General features: G+C 68.3%; 12 protein-coding genes, 1 tRNA gene and 1 other RNA gene. 6 read left to right on the top strand and 8 right to left on the bottom strand.

The window, feature by feature from the left end; genetic code table 11:
* Positions 1-59: 59 nt before the first annotated feature.
* The 3 genes from AAFU51_03655 to ffs all read right to left on the bottom strand — a co-directional run bounded on the left by AAFU51_03655 (position 60) and on the right by ffs (position 2,651).
* Complete coding sequence (locus tag AAFU51_03655; GenBank protein ID MEO1570341.1) at positions 60-1,709, bottom strand: ATP-binding protein; 1,650 nt, start codon at positions 1,707-1,709, stop codon at positions 60-62.
* A 188-nt stretch (positions 1,710-1,897) separates the two neighbouring features.
* On the bottom strand, positions 1,898-2,449 hold the full coding sequence (locus AAFU51_03650) for a dihydrofolate reductase (protein ID MEO1570340.1): 552 nt from the start codon (positions 2,447-2,449) through the stop codon (positions 1,898-1,900).
* A 102-nt stretch (positions 2,450-2,551) separates the two neighbouring features.
* Positions 2,552-2,651: signal recognition particle sRNA small type (gene ffs, locus AAFU51_03645), an RNA gene on the bottom strand.
* Positions 2,652-2,753: 102 nt separating this feature from the next.
* Here ffs and AAFU51_03640 point away from each other — a divergent pair.
* Positions 2,754-4,418 (top strand): hypothetical protein, encoded by a 1,665-nt coding sequence (locus tag AAFU51_03640; GenBank protein ID MEO1570339.1) that lies wholly within the window; start codon positions 2,754-2,756, stop codon positions 4,416-4,418.
* Positions 4,419-4,431: 13 nt separating this feature from the next.
* Here AAFU51_03640 and priA read toward each other — a convergent pair whose 3' ends face one another.
* Complete coding sequence (priA, locus tag AAFU51_03635; GenBank protein MEO1570338.1) at positions 4,432-6,984, bottom strand: primosomal protein N'; 2,553 nt, start codon at positions 6,982-6,984, stop codon at positions 4,432-4,434.
* A gap of 522 nt (positions 6,985-7,506) precedes the next feature.
* On the opposite strand from priA, the gene AAFU51_03630 reads away from it, so the two are divergent.
* Positions 7,507-8,652 (top strand): DVUA0089 family protein, encoded by a 1,146-nt coding sequence (locus AAFU51_03630; GenBank protein MEO1570337.1) that lies wholly within the window; start codon positions 7,507-7,509, stop codon positions 8,650-8,652.
* A gap of 193 nt (positions 8,653-8,845) precedes the next feature.
* The gene (locus AAFU51_03625; GenBank protein MEO1570336.1) at positions 8,846-10,084 is read left to right on the top strand and encodes a GAF domain-containing SpoIIE family protein phosphatase; all 1,239 of its coding nucleotides are present in this window, start codon (positions 8,846-8,848) and stop codon (positions 10,082-10,084) included.
* 12 nt (positions 10,085-10,096) lie between these two features.
* Here the strand turns inward: AAFU51_03625 and AAFU51_03620 are convergent, their stop codons facing one another.
* From AAFU51_03620 to AAFU51_03605, 4 genes are all read right to left on the bottom strand, one after another.
* Positions 10,097-10,621, bottom strand: a complete 525-nt coding sequence (locus AAFU51_03620; GenBank protein ID MEO1570335.1) for a hypothetical protein — start codon at positions 10,619-10,621, stop codon at positions 10,097-10,099.
* Between the two features lie 79 nt (positions 10,622-10,700).
* Positions 10,701-12,797 (bottom strand): ABC-F family ATP-binding cassette domain-containing protein, encoded by a 2,097-nt coding sequence (locus tag AAFU51_03615; GenBank protein MEO1570334.1) that lies wholly within the window; start codon positions 12,795-12,797, stop codon positions 10,701-10,703.
* A 220-nt stretch (positions 12,798-13,017) separates the two neighbouring features.
* Entirely contained in the window at positions 13,018-14,514 is a 1,497-nt protein-coding gene (locus AAFU51_03610; protein ID MEO1570333.1) for an undecaprenyl-phosphate glucose phosphotransferase, read from the bottom strand.
* Between the two features lie 255 nt (positions 14,515-14,769).
* Positions 14,770-15,621 (bottom strand): amino acid racemase, encoded by an 852-nt coding sequence (locus AAFU51_03605; protein MEO1570332.1) that lies wholly within the window; start codon positions 15,619-15,621, stop codon positions 14,770-14,772.
* 179 nt (positions 15,622-15,800) lie between these two features.
* Here AAFU51_03605 and AAFU51_03600 point away from each other — a divergent pair.
* From AAFU51_03600 to AAFU51_03590, 3 genes are all read left to right on the top strand, one after another.
* Positions 15,801-15,873, top strand: a tRNA-Gln gene (locus AAFU51_03600).
* Positions 15,874-15,983: 110 nt separating this feature from the next.
* On the top strand, positions 15,984-16,928 hold the full coding sequence (locus tag AAFU51_03595; protein MEO1570331.1) for a ribose-phosphate pyrophosphokinase: 945 nt from the start codon (positions 15,984-15,986) through the stop codon (positions 16,926-16,928).
* Between the two features lie 42 nt (positions 16,929-16,970).
* Entirely contained in the window at positions 16,971-17,603 is a 633-nt protein-coding gene (locus tag AAFU51_03590; protein ID MEO1570330.1) for a 50S ribosomal protein L25, read from the top strand.
* Positions 17,604-17,714 lie beyond the last annotated feature (111 nt).

The following is a 17,714-nucleotide window of genomic DNA, read 5'->3' as shown; positions in this document are numbered from 1 at the left end:
GTCGTGCAACTTACTCGCCGGGCCCCCGCTGGACAACCAAGATGGACGCCATGGTAGCGTTAGGCTTGGGATTCTTCACCGACGCGGAGTCGGACCGCTGCCAGGTCCGGCGCCAGGGCGAGGCGTGCCGTGCCGTCGCTGCGCGTGGGGAGCAAGAGCGGTAGCCGGGTCTCGACCGCCGTCCCGACGCCGACTTTGCTGTGGACCTGGATGGTGCCGCTGAGAAGGTCGACGTAGTGCTTGGTGACGGCGAGGCCGAGGCCGCTGCCTTCGTGGCTGCGCGCGAGCCCGTCGTCCTCCTGCCGGAACGCCTCGAACAGGTGCGGGAGGAAGGCCTCGCTGATGCCCTGCCCGGTGTCCGTCACCGTGAGCACGGCGCTCGCGCCTTCTTGCGTCAGCCGAACCTGGACGGCGCCCTTCTCTGTGAAGGCCAACGCATTCCGGACGAGATGGCTCACGATCGTCACAAGGGCCCTGCGGTCCGACTCGCCGACCAGGACGGAGGGGTCGGCTTCGAACGTGAGCGTGACCGCCTCCGACGCATGCCGTTTCTGGAGTGGATAGAGGGCCGCCCGGACGCTTGCAGCGAGGTCGAACGTCTCCTTGCGCAGCGCCACCTCCCCGGCGCGCAGCCGGGCGAGGTCGAGGAGCGCGTTGAGCGTGTCGAGGAGCCGATGGCCGTTGTCCCGCACGGGATGCACGAAGGGTTTGAGGTCGGCCGGGACCTCCTCGGCAAGCACCTCCGCGAAGCCTAGGATCGCGTTGAGCGGCGTCCGGATCTCGTGGGTGACGTTGGTGAGGATGGTGCTCTTGAGGCGACTTGCCTCCTCGGCGCGCACCCGTCCGGACTCGGCCTGTTGGTGGGCCTGCACCAACGCCTGCTCGCGCTCATGCTGCGCGGTCACGTCCATCACGATGCCGCTCAGGTGGGGCGTGCGTGCGTGCGCACGTGCTTCGGCATGACTGTGCATGCGTAGCCAGCGCTCGCCTAGCGGTGTGCGTACCCGCAGCGTGAGATCGTCCGGGGCCTGGCCGCGGGTGAGATGCGCCGCGTACGACAGGCATGCCTCCAGATCGTCGGGATGGACCAGGGTCGCCGCGAGCTCGGGCCGCGGCGTGATGCCGGCATTAAGGCCAAGGAGGGCGTAGAGGCCGGTCGAGAAGTGGAGGCGTTGCGAACCAGGCTCGTAGGACCAACTGCCGAGATGAGCGAGGCGCTGGGCGCGCTCGAGTTCTTTCTCGCGGGAGACAAAACCGCGGCGGATGCGGATGACCGTGTGCCACGTCAGCATGGCGATGGAGCCGGTTCCTAGCAGGCACGTCAGGAAATACACCGAGGCGGCGTGATCGGCCTCAGGATGCATCACGGCGATCGCCGCAGCCGCAAAGGAATAAGCATGAAACGCTATGGAGGCCGGCGCGCGCAGTCCGGAGATCTGGAGGACGCTGGACGTGATGACGTACACGTAGAAGAAGCCCACCAGCAGCGCGGTGTCGCCTGGGTTGGCAAAGACGACCCCTGCGATCCACGTGACAAGGAGGTAGACGACCCCGAGCATGAGGCCGGTCAAGAGATGCACGGAGAGCCGTGGCACAAAGGAGAGGCCTAGGCACACGAGGAGCACACACGAAATGCCGAGGCGGACCGCCATGGAGTCGTTGTGCTCCAGCCCGAGACCCGTGGCCAGGAAGAGATAAGCCGGTACCATCAACGCGCCTAGGCCGCACAGCATCCGGAACGCGTGCAGCAAAATTTTCCAGCGCTGGCGCTTGCTCAGCGACGTGTGCCGCTGAGGCAAGACCTGGGGGGCGCTATAGGGGCGAACCGTAGCCAGAGGAAGGGAATCGTAACGCGAAGCAATCGGAGACAGGCAAGGCTTCGCCGTCCCGTACTGCGTCAAACCTCTAGGATTTCACCCCCATGAGGCTCGGTTGGTCGGCGCAGATACGTTACGAATCGAAACCCGTCGTGGTGGTCGGTCGCTGCCGCTGCAAAGACTGATCCGATCAGGTGGGCATACGGCGGAAAGAAGGTGTCGCCGGTGTAGGTGCCCTCAACGAGCGTCAGTTCGAGTCGGTCGGCGATGGGGAGCGCCGCTGCGTAGACCGCCGCCCCGCCGCCGATGAACACCTGCTCGGCATCTGCAAAGTGCGCGAGCGCCGCGTCGAGGCTATCGAAGACCACGATCTCGGGGTGGGCGGCCTGCAGCGCCTCCGCCTTGGCCGCGTCGCGGGTGAGCACCACGTTGGCGCGCTTCGGCAGCGGTCCACCAAACTGGTGCACGAGTGACTCGAACGTGCGCCGTCCCATCACGAGCGGGTGCCCCACGGTGAGCCGCTTGAACCGCTTGAGGTCAGCCGGAATGTGCCACGGGAGGTCGAGGCCGTCGCCGATGAGCCGGTCGCGCTCGGCGAGCGCTGCGATGAGGACGATTTCAGGAGCAGGCATAGAGATGGGAAAGCGAAACGGGAAGAGCGAGAACCAGTGGGATGTGCCGAAAGGAAGGCCCTTGGAGAGGTGGGCGAACCAAGATCGCCAGAAACCAAAAAAGAAGGGCTAGCGATCCGCATCGCGCCGCTACGACCCTCTACCGCTGCTGCCTTCCGGCCCTGACGGAGTTCAAGGGGAGCTGGCCGTACGGGACTAGCCCTTCTTTGAGCCGGAAGGCCCGCAGTGGGCGTCCGGCAAAGGACCCCTAATATACGGCACCGCCCGCGCGGTTCGGCTCTCCGTTGCAAATTCAACTCCCCGCATGCCCACCTCTCTTTTTCGTCCCGTAGGCGCGTTGGCCCTCATCGTTGCCGTCACCCTCATCGCTGCCGTCACGTCGTCCCTCGGCGCCCAGCCGCTCCCAGACGGCGTCCTCTTCGACGACTTCACGTACGTGAGCACCGCTTGGAGCCTGGATGCGCGCAAGCAGGAACCCGGGTCGCTCTACGGCCCCAACGCCTGGCGCGTCGGGCTCGCGCCCTCCGACACTGTCGTCGAGCGCGCGTGGTACCGCGCCTACTGGAGGGAGATGAACGACTTCTACGACTCCACGGCCGTCGAGGTCGCCGACGGTCGGCTGCGCGTCGAGGCGCGCGCCGGGACCTACGCGGCGGCGCAGCGGCATCCGCAGGTGGCCTCCGGGTTCACCGCGGTGACGGGGACGTGGGCCGCCCACGTCCGTTTCTCCGACCTCGGTGCCGTGCCGTTCTACACGACCGGACGCCACCAGGGGTGGCCCGAGGTCGACATCATGCAGTCGTTCTGGACGCTCTCTCCATATCGCGTGCGCAAGGGCGACGGCTGGGCGTGGTCGGAGATGGACCACGAGTTCAACAACTGGTTCGGACGCGCCCGTCGCACCGAGCCCGGGACGCGGCTCTACGTCGACACCGGCTTTCTGGAGAACGGGACGGCCTACCCGTTCGGCATGAAGGGCGTGGGCGGGGATGCCTACACGTGCGCCTGGACCCGTGGGGCGCAGACCGAGCGCCTACGCCCGACCGCCTGCGCTACCGCCTTGCTCCCCAACGGCGATCGGCCTGCTCCGTTCGTGACACTGCTGATCCAGCACGACGGGTCCGGCGTCCGCTTCGCCCTCCGGCTCGACATCAGCAGCGACCATACCGGAGGCGAACGCCTCGAAGACGGGCGTCGCGAAGACGGGCGTCGCGAAGACGGGCGTCGCGAAGACGGGCGTCGCGAAGACGGGCGTCGCGAAGACGGGCGCATCGAGATGGTGTCGGAGCGATTCACCGAGACCGTGCCCAGTCAGCCGATGATGGCGATGTTCAGCATGTACCTCAAAGACCACGAGGAAGCCCCGGTGTTTGACCTCGACACGCCGCAGGCGATGGACGTGGATTGGTTCTTCTATGCCGAAGACATCGTGGATCTGGATACCGTGACCGACCACATCGCTACGATTCGAGGTGCCGAAGTCGCCCGGCTGAACACGCTGGGCCGGCCGGCGGCCTTCCCGTACGTCGCCTGTGACACGCGTCAGCCCTGGCCCGACTGGAAGACGTGCCCTTGGCCGCGCATCGCGTCGCCCAAGCCAGAGTTCGACCTGCGCCTCTACGCGCCGCCTACGCTCTCCACGGGCTGCCTCCGAGAGGGGGCGACGTGGATCGTCCGCCCGCCGCTGCGCGCGACGACGTACGAGGTGCGCTGGCGCAGCCGCTATCACTACCGCGATCGCGCGCCCTCACGCTGGCATCGCACCGACGCGGTCGGCTTTCGCTATCAGCTACCGCGGCCGTCGGGAACGCCCTACTACGTGGAGCTTGACGTCGAGGTCGAGGACACGCAGCCCTTGATGGAGCAGGAAGCCCGGGGGCATACGAGTCGCATGGTGCCCGTCCTGGCACACGGCGAGGCATGCACCGCTCCGGTCGATCCAGACCCACTCGCTGCGGTACCGCGCTAGTCGCCCGCGATCCTCAATACAGCCCGACTGGGTCCACGTCGATGTTCACGCGGCAGCCTTTGGGCGGCGACCCAGCGGCAGCGTCGGCCTCCGCGACGGCTGTCGTGAGTGCGTAGGGCGAGACGGCGAGCGGCGCCTTCAGGATGGTGTGGAAGCGGTACTGTTTTTTGACGCGCCCGATGAATGCGGCCGTCGGCCCGAGCACCTGGAGGTGCTGCGCGTCGTGCTCGGAGAGGCCCTTGAGCAAGCGCGGAAGCCGCTTCGTGAGCTGCGTCGTCCAGCGTGCGGCGAGCTTCTCGACGGTTGCCTCGTTCGGTCCCTTGAACTCGATACCGACGAGGCGTCCGAAAGGGGGGTAGCCGAGGAAGCGCCGATCGGGGAGGTCGGCGCGGATGAAGCCGTCGTAGTCGTGCGCGAGTGCAAAGCGGATCGCGGGGTGGTCGGGATTGCGCGTCTGGAGGAACACCTCGCCGGGGCGCTCGGCGCGGCCCGCCCGGCCGCCGACCTGTGCGAGGAGTTGGAATGTCCGCTCGGCGGCGCGGAAGTCGGGCAGCAACATGCCCGTGTCGGCATTGACGACGCCCACGAGCGTCACGCGCGGGAAGTCGAGGCCCTTCGCCACCATCTGCGTGCCGAGGAGGATGTCGGCCTCGCCGCGCCCGAACGCCGTGAGCAGCTTGCGGTGTGCGTCCTTCTTCGAGGTCGTGTCGAGGTCCATGCGCAAGACGCGCGCTTCGGGGAACGTGGCCGCGAGTTCTTCCTCGACGCGCTGCGTGCCTGCGCCGAGGTCGGCGAGGTCGTGCTGGCCGCAGTTGTCGCAGGCGGACGGCGCGGCGCGGGTGAAGCCGCAGTAGTGGCAGCGCAGCTGCGGGCGCAGGCCGGGTGGGCGGTGCAGCGTGAGCGTGACCGCGCACGACGGGCACTCGGGCGTGTGGCCGCACGCGTTGCACGTCAGGATCGGCGCGTAGCCGCGGCGGTTTTGCAGCAGGATCGTCTGCTCCTTGCGGTCGAGGCGTGCCTGGATGGCCTCCTGGAGTTGCACCGAGAGCGCGCCGCGCAAGCGGCGCACCTCCTGCTCGCGCGCGAGGTCGACGACCTTCACCTCGGGCAGCCGCGCGGCCGTGCGACCGGACACGGGCACGCGCTCGGGCATCGGGAGGAGCGTGTACTTCCCGCGCTTGGCGTTGACGAAGCTCTCCGCGCTCGGCGTGGCGCTTCCGAGAACACACACCGCTCCGGCGAGGTGCGCGCGCATCACGGCCACGTCGCGGGCGTGGTAGCGCGGAGCCGGGTCGAACTGCTTGTAGCTCGCCTCGTGCTCCTCGTCGACGACGATCAGCCCGACGTTTTCGAGTGGCGCGAGGACGGCCGAGCGCGGGCCGATGGCGACGCGGTAGCGCCCGGCGCGCAGGTGGCGCCAGGCGTCGTAGCGCTCGCCGGGGCTCATGCGCGAGTGGAGGACCGCCACGTCGTCGCCGAAGTGGGCGCGGAAGCGGCGGACGGTCTGCGGCGTGAGCGCGATCTCAGGGACGAGCACGATGCCCGTGCGCCCCGCGTCGAGCGTGGCCTTGAGCGCGCGGAGGTAGACCTCGGTCTTGCCGCTGCCCGTGACGCCGTGGAGCAGAAACGTCTCGGTCTTCTTCGTGCCGTTGTGTTGGGCGACGAGTGCGGCGTTGACCTGGTCAAGCGCGGCCCGTTGGGCGGGGTGCAGTGCGATCCGCTGCGGCGTTGGCGCCGCGGCGTCGAAGGCCTCGGGGCGGCGCTCGACCTCCACGTCGTAGGCCTCGACCCAGCCCAACTCAACGAGCCGCTGCACCGTCTGACTCGACGCCCCCGACGCGGCCAGCGCATCGGCCTGGCTGAGCGACCGGTCCGTCGACGCGGCGAGCGTGGCGACGAGCATCTGCTGCCGAAGCCCACGCAGCTCGTCCGGGGCCGCGCTCGGGTCGATGCCCGTGCGGATGCGCAGCCAGCGGGCCGTCTTCGCGCGCACGCGTGGGTCCGTCGTCTCCTCGGCGATGCGGAGCAGCCCGGCTGTGCGGAGGTCGGCGAGGAGCGCGGCGGGGAGCTTCGTGCCCAGTTCTTCCTCGGCCTCTTTCAGCGGCAGGCCATGGCCGTTGCGCCCGTTGCCGGTGTGTTGGCCGAGCAGCACGAGCAGGTCGCGCCCGAGCGGGTTGCCGCGCCAGGCCGCCGGAGTGTCGGTGCGGTAGAGCACGCGCACGCCCTCCACGTCGGTGCCTGCTGGCAGCGCCGCGCGCAGCACCTCGCCCCACGAGCAGGCATAGTAGTTCGCCATCCACTCCGTGAGCCGCAACAGCGCCGTCGGCAGGGCCGGGGCCTCGGTGTCCAGCACGTCGGCGATAGGTTTGAGCGCGACGCCCTCGGCCACCTCATCCGTGCGGCCCACGACGACGCCCGTGAGCGTGCGTCGCCCGAACGGCACCAGCACCCGCGCGCCCGGCACGGCGAGCGCGTCGAGCGCGTCCGGGACGGCATAGGTATAGGGCTGCGGGACGGGCGAGAGCGGCACGACGAGCGCGTGCGCGCCCGTGGTCGAGAGGGGCACGAGGGAGCGGTCTGGCTGGCGGGGCGAGGAAGGTACGGAGGTGTGTCCGTGGAGGGTGGGTTCGGGGACCGTGTATCTGCGGGCGGCGTGGTCCGACGGACTACAGCGAGCCGAAGGCGGGTCTCACGCGAGGTGGCGCGGCGAACGAGTTGCACACTGCAGGCCTCTCCCGGCAGCGGTCGTGGTACACCGGCACCCATCGGAACGCCAGCGTGACAGGGCATGCCTGGCGTCCGTGACGCGTTGCGACGGCGCAGCTTCAGCGGGGACTCGCGTCACACGAAGATTCCATCGTCGCCGTGTGGGCGGGTTGGCACGGGGTGGGAACGGGGTTCTCATGGAAAGCAGGCAGATCCGCGACCGGGACCGCTCTCCCCGGCATCGGATCGTCCGGTCACCGCCCGCTCTCGGCACCGACCGATGCAGCCCTCGCTACGCGTCTCTTTCTCTCGCCACGCCCCCGCTGCGCTCTCTCCTCTCTCGTCAGGATCTCGCTCTCTACCCCCGCTGATCCCTCCACCCATGCGCCTCGCTACGCTCCTTTTCCTGGCTCTCCTTGCCGCGCCGACCTTCGCCCAGCATGTCTGGAACGAGGGCACCGACGCGGGCTCGCTCCCGGCCACGGCCCAGGCCCTCGACGCTACGGCCACGCCCTACACCGCCATCACGGGCACCATCGGCCAGCCGGACGACGTGGACATGTATCGCGTGTTCATCACAGACCCGGCAGGCTTTTCGGTGACCACCGAGCCCGCAGGCATCGGAACGCTCGCGGACACGCGCCTCTTCCTCTTTGACGAAAACGGCCGCGGCGTGGCCTTCAACGACGACACGCCCGGCGGCACCGGCTCCCTCCGCTCGACCCTCCCGGCGGGGCACCCGTTCATGCCGACGCAGCCCGGCGTCTACTACATCGCGATCTCAGGCTTCGAGACCGTCCCCCTGGTGGCGACCTCCGAAGCCATCTTCCAGGACCCGCGTAGCTATACCTACAGCTTCAACGGCGTCTTCACCTCGACCGTGACAGACCCGGTCGTGGGCTGGCTGCACCGCGGCGGCAGCGCTATCGGTACCTACCAGATCGAACTGGCCGGAGCCGTCGTCCCGGTCGAGCTGACGGCCTTCGACGCCACGCTGGATGGCGAGGCGGCGCTGCTCCGCTGGACGACAGCCTCAGAGACGAACAACGCGGGCTTTGCTGTGGAGCACCGTATGCCCGCCGCCGCCGATTTCGCCGAGATGGACTTCGTCGTCGGGCAGGGCACGACTACCGAGGCGCAGGCCTATGCCTTCCGCTTCGACATGCTCACGCCGGGCGCCCACGCGTTCCGCCTCCGCCAGACCGACTTCGACGGCACGGTCGCCTACAGCCCAGAGGTCGAGGTCGCGGTCGCGCTCGCCGAGACGTTCCAGATCGACGCGGCCTACCCAAACCCCTTCAACGCCGAGACGGCGGTGCGCTTCACCGTCCGCGAGGCCGCGCCGGTCCAGGCGGAGCTCTTCGACGTGACCGGCCGCCGGATCCGCACGCTCTACGCTGGCACGCCTGCTGCGGGCACCCCGCAGACGCTTCGCATCGACGGCGGCGATCTCCCGACGGGCCTCTACATCGTCCGCGTCACGGGCCGCGACTTCGCGCACACGCAGAAAGTGACGCTGCTTAAGTAAGGTTTGTGGTACACCGCTGGGGTGGTGCCCGGCGTGTGGTTGGTGCGCCGCAGGCGGTCTTCTTCGAGGAGGCCGCCTGCGGTGTTTTGGCGCGGGGAGGTGAGCCGACGAACCCGCCCGGGCCGCTGGGCGTTGACGTGCGCTCCGGTTTCTCACCCTGCACCTCCCGCCCCGCACCTCACCCTGCACCTCCGTGTCGCTTTCTGACGCGCACGTCTCGACCCTGCTGGAGGTTGCCCGTGAACTCGACGCGACCGTCCAACTCGAACCGCTTCTCGCTCACATCGAGCAGGCGGGCCGGCGCATCCTCGGCTGCGAGCGCGTGCGCATCTTCGTCTATGATGCCAAGCGCGGCGACCTCTTCGCCCGCCTCGCCACCGACACGAAGCCGATTCGCTTTCCCGTCGCGGAGGGCATCGCCGGGGCCGCGCTGCGGGACGACCGCGTCATCCGCGTCGAGGACGCCTACGCCGACCCGCGCTTCCTGCCGACATTCGACCAGCGCCTTGGCCTTCGGACGCGCTCGCTGATGGCGCTCCCGATGAAGGGCATCCGGGGGACGAACGTCGGCGTGCTCCAGTTCGTCAACAAGCACGACGGCCTCTTCACCGACGTGGACGAAGAAGTGGCCTTGGCCCTGGCCGGGCTGACGGGCGTGGCACTCCAACGGCAGCTCCTGATGCGCGAGCAGCGCCAGAAGCGCCGCCTCGAACGCGACCTCGCGCTCGCCCGCACGATCCAAAAGTCGTTTCTGCCGGAGACGGTCCCCGTCGTACCGTGCTACGACCTCGCTGGGCGCAGCCGCCCCGCTAACGAGACCGGCGGTGACGCCTACGACTTCATCTCGCTGCCAAGCGGTCGTACCGCCGTCCTCCTCGCCGATGCGAGCGGCCACGGCGTCGGCCCAGCCCTCATGGCCGCCGCGGCTCGCGCTATGGTCCGCGTGCTCACCCAAGCCGTCGACTCGCTGGCCACGGTGATGGACCTCACGAACCGGACGCTCTACCAGGATTTCAAGCTTGAGCGCTTCGTGACGGCCTTCGTCGGCGTGCTCGACGTGGAGGCGCACCGGCTTGCCTACCGCAGCGGCGGGCATGCGCCGATCCTTGTCTACCGTGCCCACACCGACACCGTCGAGGTGCTGCCCGCGACCGGGCCGCCGCTCGGCATTCTCCACGAGTTGCCGCCCCAGAACGACGCCGCGCTCGCGCTCATGCCCGGCGACACGGTGCTGCTTGTCACCGACGGCTACCACGAGTGGGAGGACGCCGACGAGCAGCCGTTCGGCATCGACCGGCTCGTGGACCTCCTTCGCGTGCATCACGCCGAAGGTGCCTCCCCCCTCCTCGCCCGCCTCGACGCGGCGCTCGCCGACTTCGGCGGGCGGCAGGGCGACGACCTCACCGCCGTCGTGATCCGCCGCGTGGATTGAGGCTGAGCGCTCTTACTCCAGGCCGTAGACGACACTCAACCCAGCAGACGGGTGCAGGCCTCGTAGGTCCATGAGGGGCGTGAAGCCGAGGCGGATGCCGAATCCGCCGGGCTCGGGCTGAACGCGGAAGCCGAGGACGCCCGTAAGTCCTACGGTCGAATCAAAGAGGTCGGTGTCACCCGGCGCTCGCGAACGGGTGTTCGCCCGCCCCATCACACCCGCGCCCACCTCCAGGCGCACCGCCCCCTGCCCGAAGAGCCGCGACACCATGACGGTGCCTGCCGCGAAGGAGAGGTCCTGAGGCGTGTAGTGCTCGTCGCCGATCAGGTCGCCTTCTTCGTCTACCAGCGGCAGCAGGATCCCGCCGAAGCGTAGCGCGAAGCGATCCGCCACCAGCACATCGATGTTGAGCGTGCCGGGCATGGCGTTGCCGAGCACCTCGACGTAGACCGTATGGACGGCGAGGTCGGAACGCCCATCTTGGCCGAGCGCAGCCTGCGCGGGAATGACGAGAAGCAGGGCGACGAGGAGGCGCATCGGACGGGGTAGCTGGTCGCGGGGTCCCGCACAGCCGCCGCCACGCCTCCCGCCGTCACACGCCGCGTCGAATGAGCCGTCAGGCCCCGACCTCCTCCGCGCGGGCGGCGAGGCTCTCCCACTGCTCGTAGAGGCGCTTCAACTCCTGCTCGGCCTCGGCGAAGGCGTCCATGGTGGCTGAGAACTCGTCGGGGCGATTGTAGAGGTCCGGGTCGGCCATCTTGACTTCCAGGTCGTCCTTCACCTCCTCTCTCTTGGCGATGGTGTTCTCAACGCGCTCGATGGCAGGGCGCAGCAGCTCATTGGGCAGCGTGGCGGCGTCGAGCGTCTCGCCTTTCTGGAGCGCGCGGTAGAGCTGGTTGCGCAGCTCGGCCTCCCGCCGCTTTTCCTCCTTCGACTTCTTGCCGCTCGATGAGCCGGACGAGGACGAACTCGTCGCGCCTGAAGACGCGGCCTTGCCATTCGATGCCGCAGCGGCCCCGTTCGTCCCCGACTTCTTCGACGCGCCATTCGCCTGCTGGACTTGAGCGGCGGTGCCGTGCGTGCGCTGCCACTGGACCTCGGTGTAGGTACCCTCATAGGTCCGCACGTCGCCGTGCTCGACGTACCAGACGGCGTTGACGACCTCGTCGAGGAAGGCGCGGTCGTGGCTGATGAGCACGAACGTGCCGCCGTACTGCCGCAGCGCCTCGGCGAGCACGTTCTTCGAGGCGATGTCGAGGTGGTTCGTCGGCTCGTCGAGAACGAGGAAGTTGACGGGCGAGAGGAGCGTCCGGGCGAGGGCGACGCGGCTGCGCTCGCCGCCGGAGAGCACCGCGACGGGCTTGAAGACGTCCTCGCCGTGGAAGAGAAAAGCGCCCGCAAGCGCCCGCAGCTCGGTGTCGGAGTGCCCGCGCGCCTTATCGCGGAGCGCGTCGAGGATGTTCTGGCTCGGGTCGAGGTCGTCGGCCTGGTGCTGGGCAAAGTAGCCCGTCGTCACGCGGTAGCCCTCGTCACGGGTGCCCTCGAAGTCTTCCGTGTCGATGAGGATGCGCGCGAGCGTCGACTTGCCCGCGCCGTTCTTGCCGATAAGCGCGAGCTTCTGCCCCCGCTCGATGCGCAGCGGTCCGGCGTCCTCGAACACAACATTCGCCGTGCCCTCGTGCGTCGGGTAGGCCTTCGAGAAGGGCGAGAGTTCGAGCACCGCGCGGCCTGAGGCCTCGGGCTCGGGGAAGCGGAAGCGGATCGCGGCGTCGTCCGACGGCGGCGGCGGGATGCGCTCTAGCTTGTCGAGCGCCTTGACGCGGCTCTGCACCTGCTTGGCCTTGGTCGCCTTGTAGCGGAAGCGCTCGATGAAGCGCTCCGTCTCGGCGATCATGCGCTGCTGGTTCTCGTAGGCCGCCGCCTGCAGCGCGATGCGTTCCTCGCGCTCCTCCAGGTAAAAGCTGTAGGTGCCCGCGTACTCGTCGATGCGGCTGTCGCGCAGCTCGGCGATCTGCGTCACCATCCGGTCGAGGAAGTAGCGGTCGTGGCTTACCACGACGACCGCGCCGGGGTAGCTGCGCAGGTACTCTTCCAGCCACCCAATCGACTCGATGTCGAGGTGGTTCGTCGGCTCGTCGAGCAGCAGGGCCGAGGGCTGTTGGAGGAGCAGTTGCGCCAGCGCGACGCGCATCCGCCAGCCGCCGGAGAACGTGTGCAGCGGGCGTAGCATCTCGTCCTCGGAGAAGCCGAGCCCTGCGAGGATGGCCTCGGTCTTGGGCTTGATGAGATGGTGCTCGGCGGCGGCCAGTTCGGCGTGGACGCGCGCGTGCCGCTCCACGAGCCGCGTGTACTCCGGCGCGTCGGCCGCCATGCCGTCCGCGAGCGCCTGCGTCATCTGCGCCGCGAGGTCCCGCTCGTCCGTTTCGAGGTCGAGGACGTGCTGGAACGCGGTCAGCGCTTCCTCCAGCACGGAGCGGTCGAGGTCCATCTCCTGCACGTCCTGTCGGAGGTAGCCCACGGTCGCGCCGCCGTCGAAGCCGACCTGCCCGCCGTCGATGGCCTGCTCGCCCGCGATCACGCGCAGCAGCGTCGACTTGCCCGCGCCGTTGGGCCCGATCAGGCCCACGCGCTCGCCGGGGCGGATCGTCCACGTCAGCCCGGTGAAGATCGGCTGCCCGCCAAACGCGAGATCGAGATGCTGGAGGTAAATCAAGTTCGAAGTAGGAGGTGAGAAGTTTGAAGTAGGTAGTGCGCTCTGGCTTCGGACCTTCGCCTACACACGGTGATGCGGACAACCTGAGTGCTCCAAAGGGCGAGCGGCCTGGGCGATCCCGCTTCGCCGACTCTTTTCAGCGAGCTATCTCTCAGACACCCTATGGCTCAGAGGTCCCACCTGGCACCCACGTCAAACTTCGTACTTCCCACCTCCCGCCTCAATACGCGTTTTCGTTCACGAAGCCCTTGAAGACGGTGAGCCACATGATGCGGAGGTCGAAGCGGAGCGACCAGTGCTGGATGTAGTACAAGTCGAACTCGATGCGCTTCTCGATGGACGTGTTGCCGCGCCAGCCGTTGACCTGCGCCCAGCCCGTGATGCCGGCTTTCATCTTGTGGCGCAGCATGTAGCCCGGGACGTGCTCCTTGAACTCGTCGATGAACACCGGGCGCTCCGGGCGCGGGCCGACGACCGACATGTTGCCGCGGAGCACGTTGAGGAACTGCGGCAGTTCGTCCAGGCTCGTCTTGCGGAGGAAGCTGCCGAAGGGCGTCGCGCGGTTCTCCCCTGCCGTCGCCCACACCGCGCCCGACTTCGACTCCGCGTTCGTAGGCATCGAGCGGAATTTGAGCATCTCGAACGTCTGGCCGTTGAGCCCCATGCGCGTCTGGCGGTAGAACACCGGGCCGGGCGACGAGAGCTTCACGCCGAGCGCGAGCAGCAAGAACAGCGGCGCGAGCAGTAGCAGCACTGCCGCCGAGAACGCGATGTCGAGCGAGCGCTTGACAAGCTGCCGGCCGTCGAACGGAGCCTCGTCCATCAGGTGGATCACCGGTAGGCCGTCCACGTCCGAGACGCGGCTGTTGACGAGCAGCCCGAGGTGAAAGAGGTCCGGCACGAGGCACATGTGCGCCGTCCGCTTCGAACAGGCCGCGGCGATAGGCTCGATCTTGTGCGTCGCGCGCAGCGGCAGCGCTACATAGACGAGGTCCACGTGCCTGCCGTCGGCGTTGAGCCGGTCCATCACGTCGGCGAGGTCGTCCACGCGCCCGAGCATGTCGATGCGCTGGGGCGTGTGGTCGTGGATCAGGCGGCCCGGCATCGGCTCTTCAAAGACTTCGGCGCGGTCGTCCACGAAGCCGAGCACCTCGAAGCCCATCCACGGATACTGCCGGAACGCGCGCGCGAGGCGCTGCCCGGCCTTGCCCGCGCCGACGATGAGCACGCGGCGGAGGTTCTTGCCCTGCTGCCGCGCCCGCCGTAGCACCGTGTAGATCGTCAGCCGCAACCCGACGAGCAGGCTCGCCGTCGTCACGCCGAAGAGCACCATGTGGATGCGCGAAAACGAGAACTCCCGGTAGAAGAACAGCGCCGCGATCGACGCCACGATGCCGAGGGCGACAGCGCGCGCGACGCCGTAGACGACCAGCGGAAGGCGCGTCGCCCGGCGCGTCCGGTAGAGCCCGGAGAGGAGGAACATCAGCCCCCAGATCACCAGCACGCCCGGGAGGTAGCCGAGGTAGAGAGCGAGGCCTGGGATCTCCTCGGCGTTGGCAAGAGGCAGCGCCGCGATGAGCCCGTCGAGCGCGTAGGGCGAGGCCGGATGCAGGAGGCCGAAGCGGAGCGCGTAGGCGATCACCCACCCGAGGGCGATCAGCGCGAGGTCCGCGACGAAGAGGCTGCGTTGGAGAAACTGACTCTGTTCCTTGAGCATGGGCGCAAAGAGGGGTGGAAACCCAGGGCCGAACGGAATGGCGGTCAGTATCGAAGATCCAAAGGCAGCGCAGGGGCGGATGATGAGGACGCGCGGGGAATGTACGAAGCCGCGGCGAAAATGCCAGCGGCGGGCCCGAGGGTCGGGGGTCGAGGGTCGAGGGTCGAGGGTCGAGGGTCGAGGGTCGAGGGTCGAGAAGGTGCGGCGACTGGGGCAAGGTGTCAAGTCCGATCGTCATCGCCTTCGGTCGGCTCTTCAGACTGCCACCCTCACGGGCCGTAGCTCCGCGGGGTGCGTCGCGCGGATGAGCGCCCGCGCCAGCGCCCGCGTCGAGTTGACCATCGGCAGGCCTGCCACCTCAGGCTCGGGAATGGCGAGCGGGAGCTCCGTGCAGCCCAGAATGACTGCCTCGGCGCCCTCGGCCTTCAGGTGGTCGATGGCGTCGAGCAAGTTCTGCCGCGCCCGCGCCGTCGGCTGGCTCTGCGCCTTCAGCCCCCACGTGTCGTCGTAGATCGTCGGCTGGACGAGCGTCTCTTGCACGGTGGGGGCGGGTCGGACGGCTTCGAGGCCTGCAGCTTTGAGGCCGACCTCGTGCAGGCGATTCTGGATCGACGACGAGGTGGCGAGTACGCCGATCCGCTGGGCCTCCGGGGCTATTTCCGTCACGTGCGCCACGATGGCGTCGATGATGTGGAGCAGCTTCAGGCTGCGTCCCTCGATGCTGAGCGCGTCGGTGAGATGGTCGAACAGGACCGGCGCATGGGCAGTGTTGCAGGGGATGCCTGCCACGGCGCAGCCCGCGTTGTCGAGGCGGCGTAAGATCTCCACCATTGCTGGGACCGGGCTCGGGGCGTCCTGGTCCGCGATCCACGTCGCGCGGTCTGGGATGCGCCCCGGATAGGAGATCAGCGTCACCGGCAGATGCTCCTGATCGCGGTGCGCTTCGGTTTCGTCGAAGAGCGTCCGCACGAGGTCGAGGCCCGCGTAGGGTCCAAGCCCACCGAGCACCCCGATGGCGTGCTGCTCGTCGGGGTCGAGGTAAGGAGCTTGGGACAGGAGCGGGGCGAGCACGAAGAGCGCAGGAAGGCGGGGGAAACCGACCGTCAAGCTACGCCGAGCCGAGCCGAACGGTCTCCTGTGGGTGAAAAGCCGGGCAAGACACCTGCTTGGGGGGCCCGGAGCCCGCGCCCGCGTTGACGCGCCGCCGAGCCCGTTCTATCTTTGAGACTCTGTACGCACTACATCCATGCGCGCTCGGCACGGGCGTTTCCGGAGCGTGCGTCGCCTGCCCGATAGCTCAATTGGCAGAGCACCACACTTTGGATGTGGGGGTTCCAGGTTCGAGTCCTGGTCGGGCAACCTCGTTGAGTATGGAAGTGAGAACGTCCGAACGTGTGAAGGTGAGACTGTCTCCCGGTCAACACGTCGCCACGCTCACACACCCATACGTGCACACCTCCCACCGAGCAATGCTCCCCCACGCCGTCCCGCCCGTCTCGCTCTTTGCCGGCCGCTCCAACCCTGCGTTGGCGCGCGCTATCGCCCAAGACTATGGGCGCGACCTAGGCCACGTGAGCCTCCGCAACTTCTCCGACGGCGAGATCTACGTCCGCTACGAGGAGTCCATCCGCGGCACGGACCTCTTCATCATCCAGTGCACCCCCGCACCTGGCGACCACTGGATGGAGCTGCTCTTCATGATCGACGCCGCGCGGCGGGCCTCGGCGAGCCGCATCACGGCGGTCATCCCGTACTTCGGCTACGCCCGCCAGGACCGCAAGGACCAGCCCCGCGTCTCCATCGGCGCAAAGGTGTGCTGCAACATGCTGGAGACGGTCGGCGTGGACCGCATCCTCACGATGGACCTCCACGCGGCCCAGATCCAGGGCTTCGTGGACATCCCCGTCGACCACCTCTACGGCTCGGCGGTCTACTTCGAGCAGGTCCGCGACTCGCTGCCCGATAACCTCGTCGTCGTCGCGCCCGACCTTGGCTCGGTCAAGGTCGCACGCTCCTACGCCAGCCGCCTCGGCGCCGACTTCGCGATCATCGACAAGCGCCGCCCGCGCTCGAACGTCGCCGAGGTGATGAGCATCATCGGCGAGGTCGAGGACCGGCACGTGCTGATGATCGACGACCTCGTGGACACGGCGGGCACGCTCTGCAACGCGGCCGACGCGCTCATGAACGAGGGTGCGCTCTCCGTCGAGGCCTTCGCCACGCACGCGCTCCTCTCCGGCCCGGCCTACGACCGCCTCGAAGCGTCGGCCATCAAGCGCCTCGTCGTCACCGACACGATCCCGCTTACCCGCACGAGCGACAAGATCAAGGTCATCTCCGTGGCCCCGCTCTTCGCCGATGCGATCCACCGCATCTACGCCGACGAGTCGATCTCTACCCTTTTTGTTGAATAACCCACGCTGCGGGCGCGCCCGTAGCTGATAGCCTAAATCCCCATGGACGTCATCAAGCTCGACGCGCAGGCGCGCGACCTCGGCAAGAGCGCCACCAAGGCCGTCCGCCGCGACGGCGAGGTCCCCTGCGTGCTCTACGGCCCCCACCAGGAGCCCGTGCACTTCCGCGTGCCCAAGCTCGCGCTGCGCCCGCTCATCTTCACCGCCGCGATGCACCGCGTCGAGGTCGACCTCGGCGGTCAGACCTACGAGTGCATCCTCAAGAAGGTGGACTACCACCCCGTCTCGGACGACCCGCTGCACGCCGACTTCCTCGCGCTCGACGCGGGTGAGTCGGTCGCACTGCGCATCCCGGTTCGCCTCACCGGTGCCGGCTCTGCACCAGGCGTGAAGGCGGGTGGTCGTCTCGTGCAGGCTCTCAACTTCCTGGAGATCGCCTGCCTGCCGAAGAACATCCCATCGGTTGTCGAGGTCGATGTCTCCGAGCTCAAGATCGGCGACACGGTCCACGTCGACCTGCTGAGCGTGCCGGATGCCGAGATCCTCACGGACCCGCGCCGGACGATCGCGACGGTGGCCGCGCCGAAGCGTGGCGGCCTCCTAGACGACGAGGACGGCGAAGCAACGGAGGGCGACGAAGCAGCCGACGCCGACGCCGAAGGCAGCGAGGAGTAAGTCCTCAGCCGCTTATGCTATACTGCGATGCGAGTGGGCGGTCACGTCGACTCGCATCGTTTTCTTTGCGCTCCGCCGTGATGTTGAGCGACTAGCTGCTCGCCAGCGGAG

Source organism: Bacteroidota bacterium, assembly GCA_039821555.1.
In the GTDB taxonomy this organism is placed as follows: domain Bacteria; phylum Bacteroidota; class Rhodothermia; order Rhodothermales; family Rubricoccaceae; genus JBCBEX01.
This window is presented reverse-complemented; position numbering and strand designations above follow the sequence as displayed.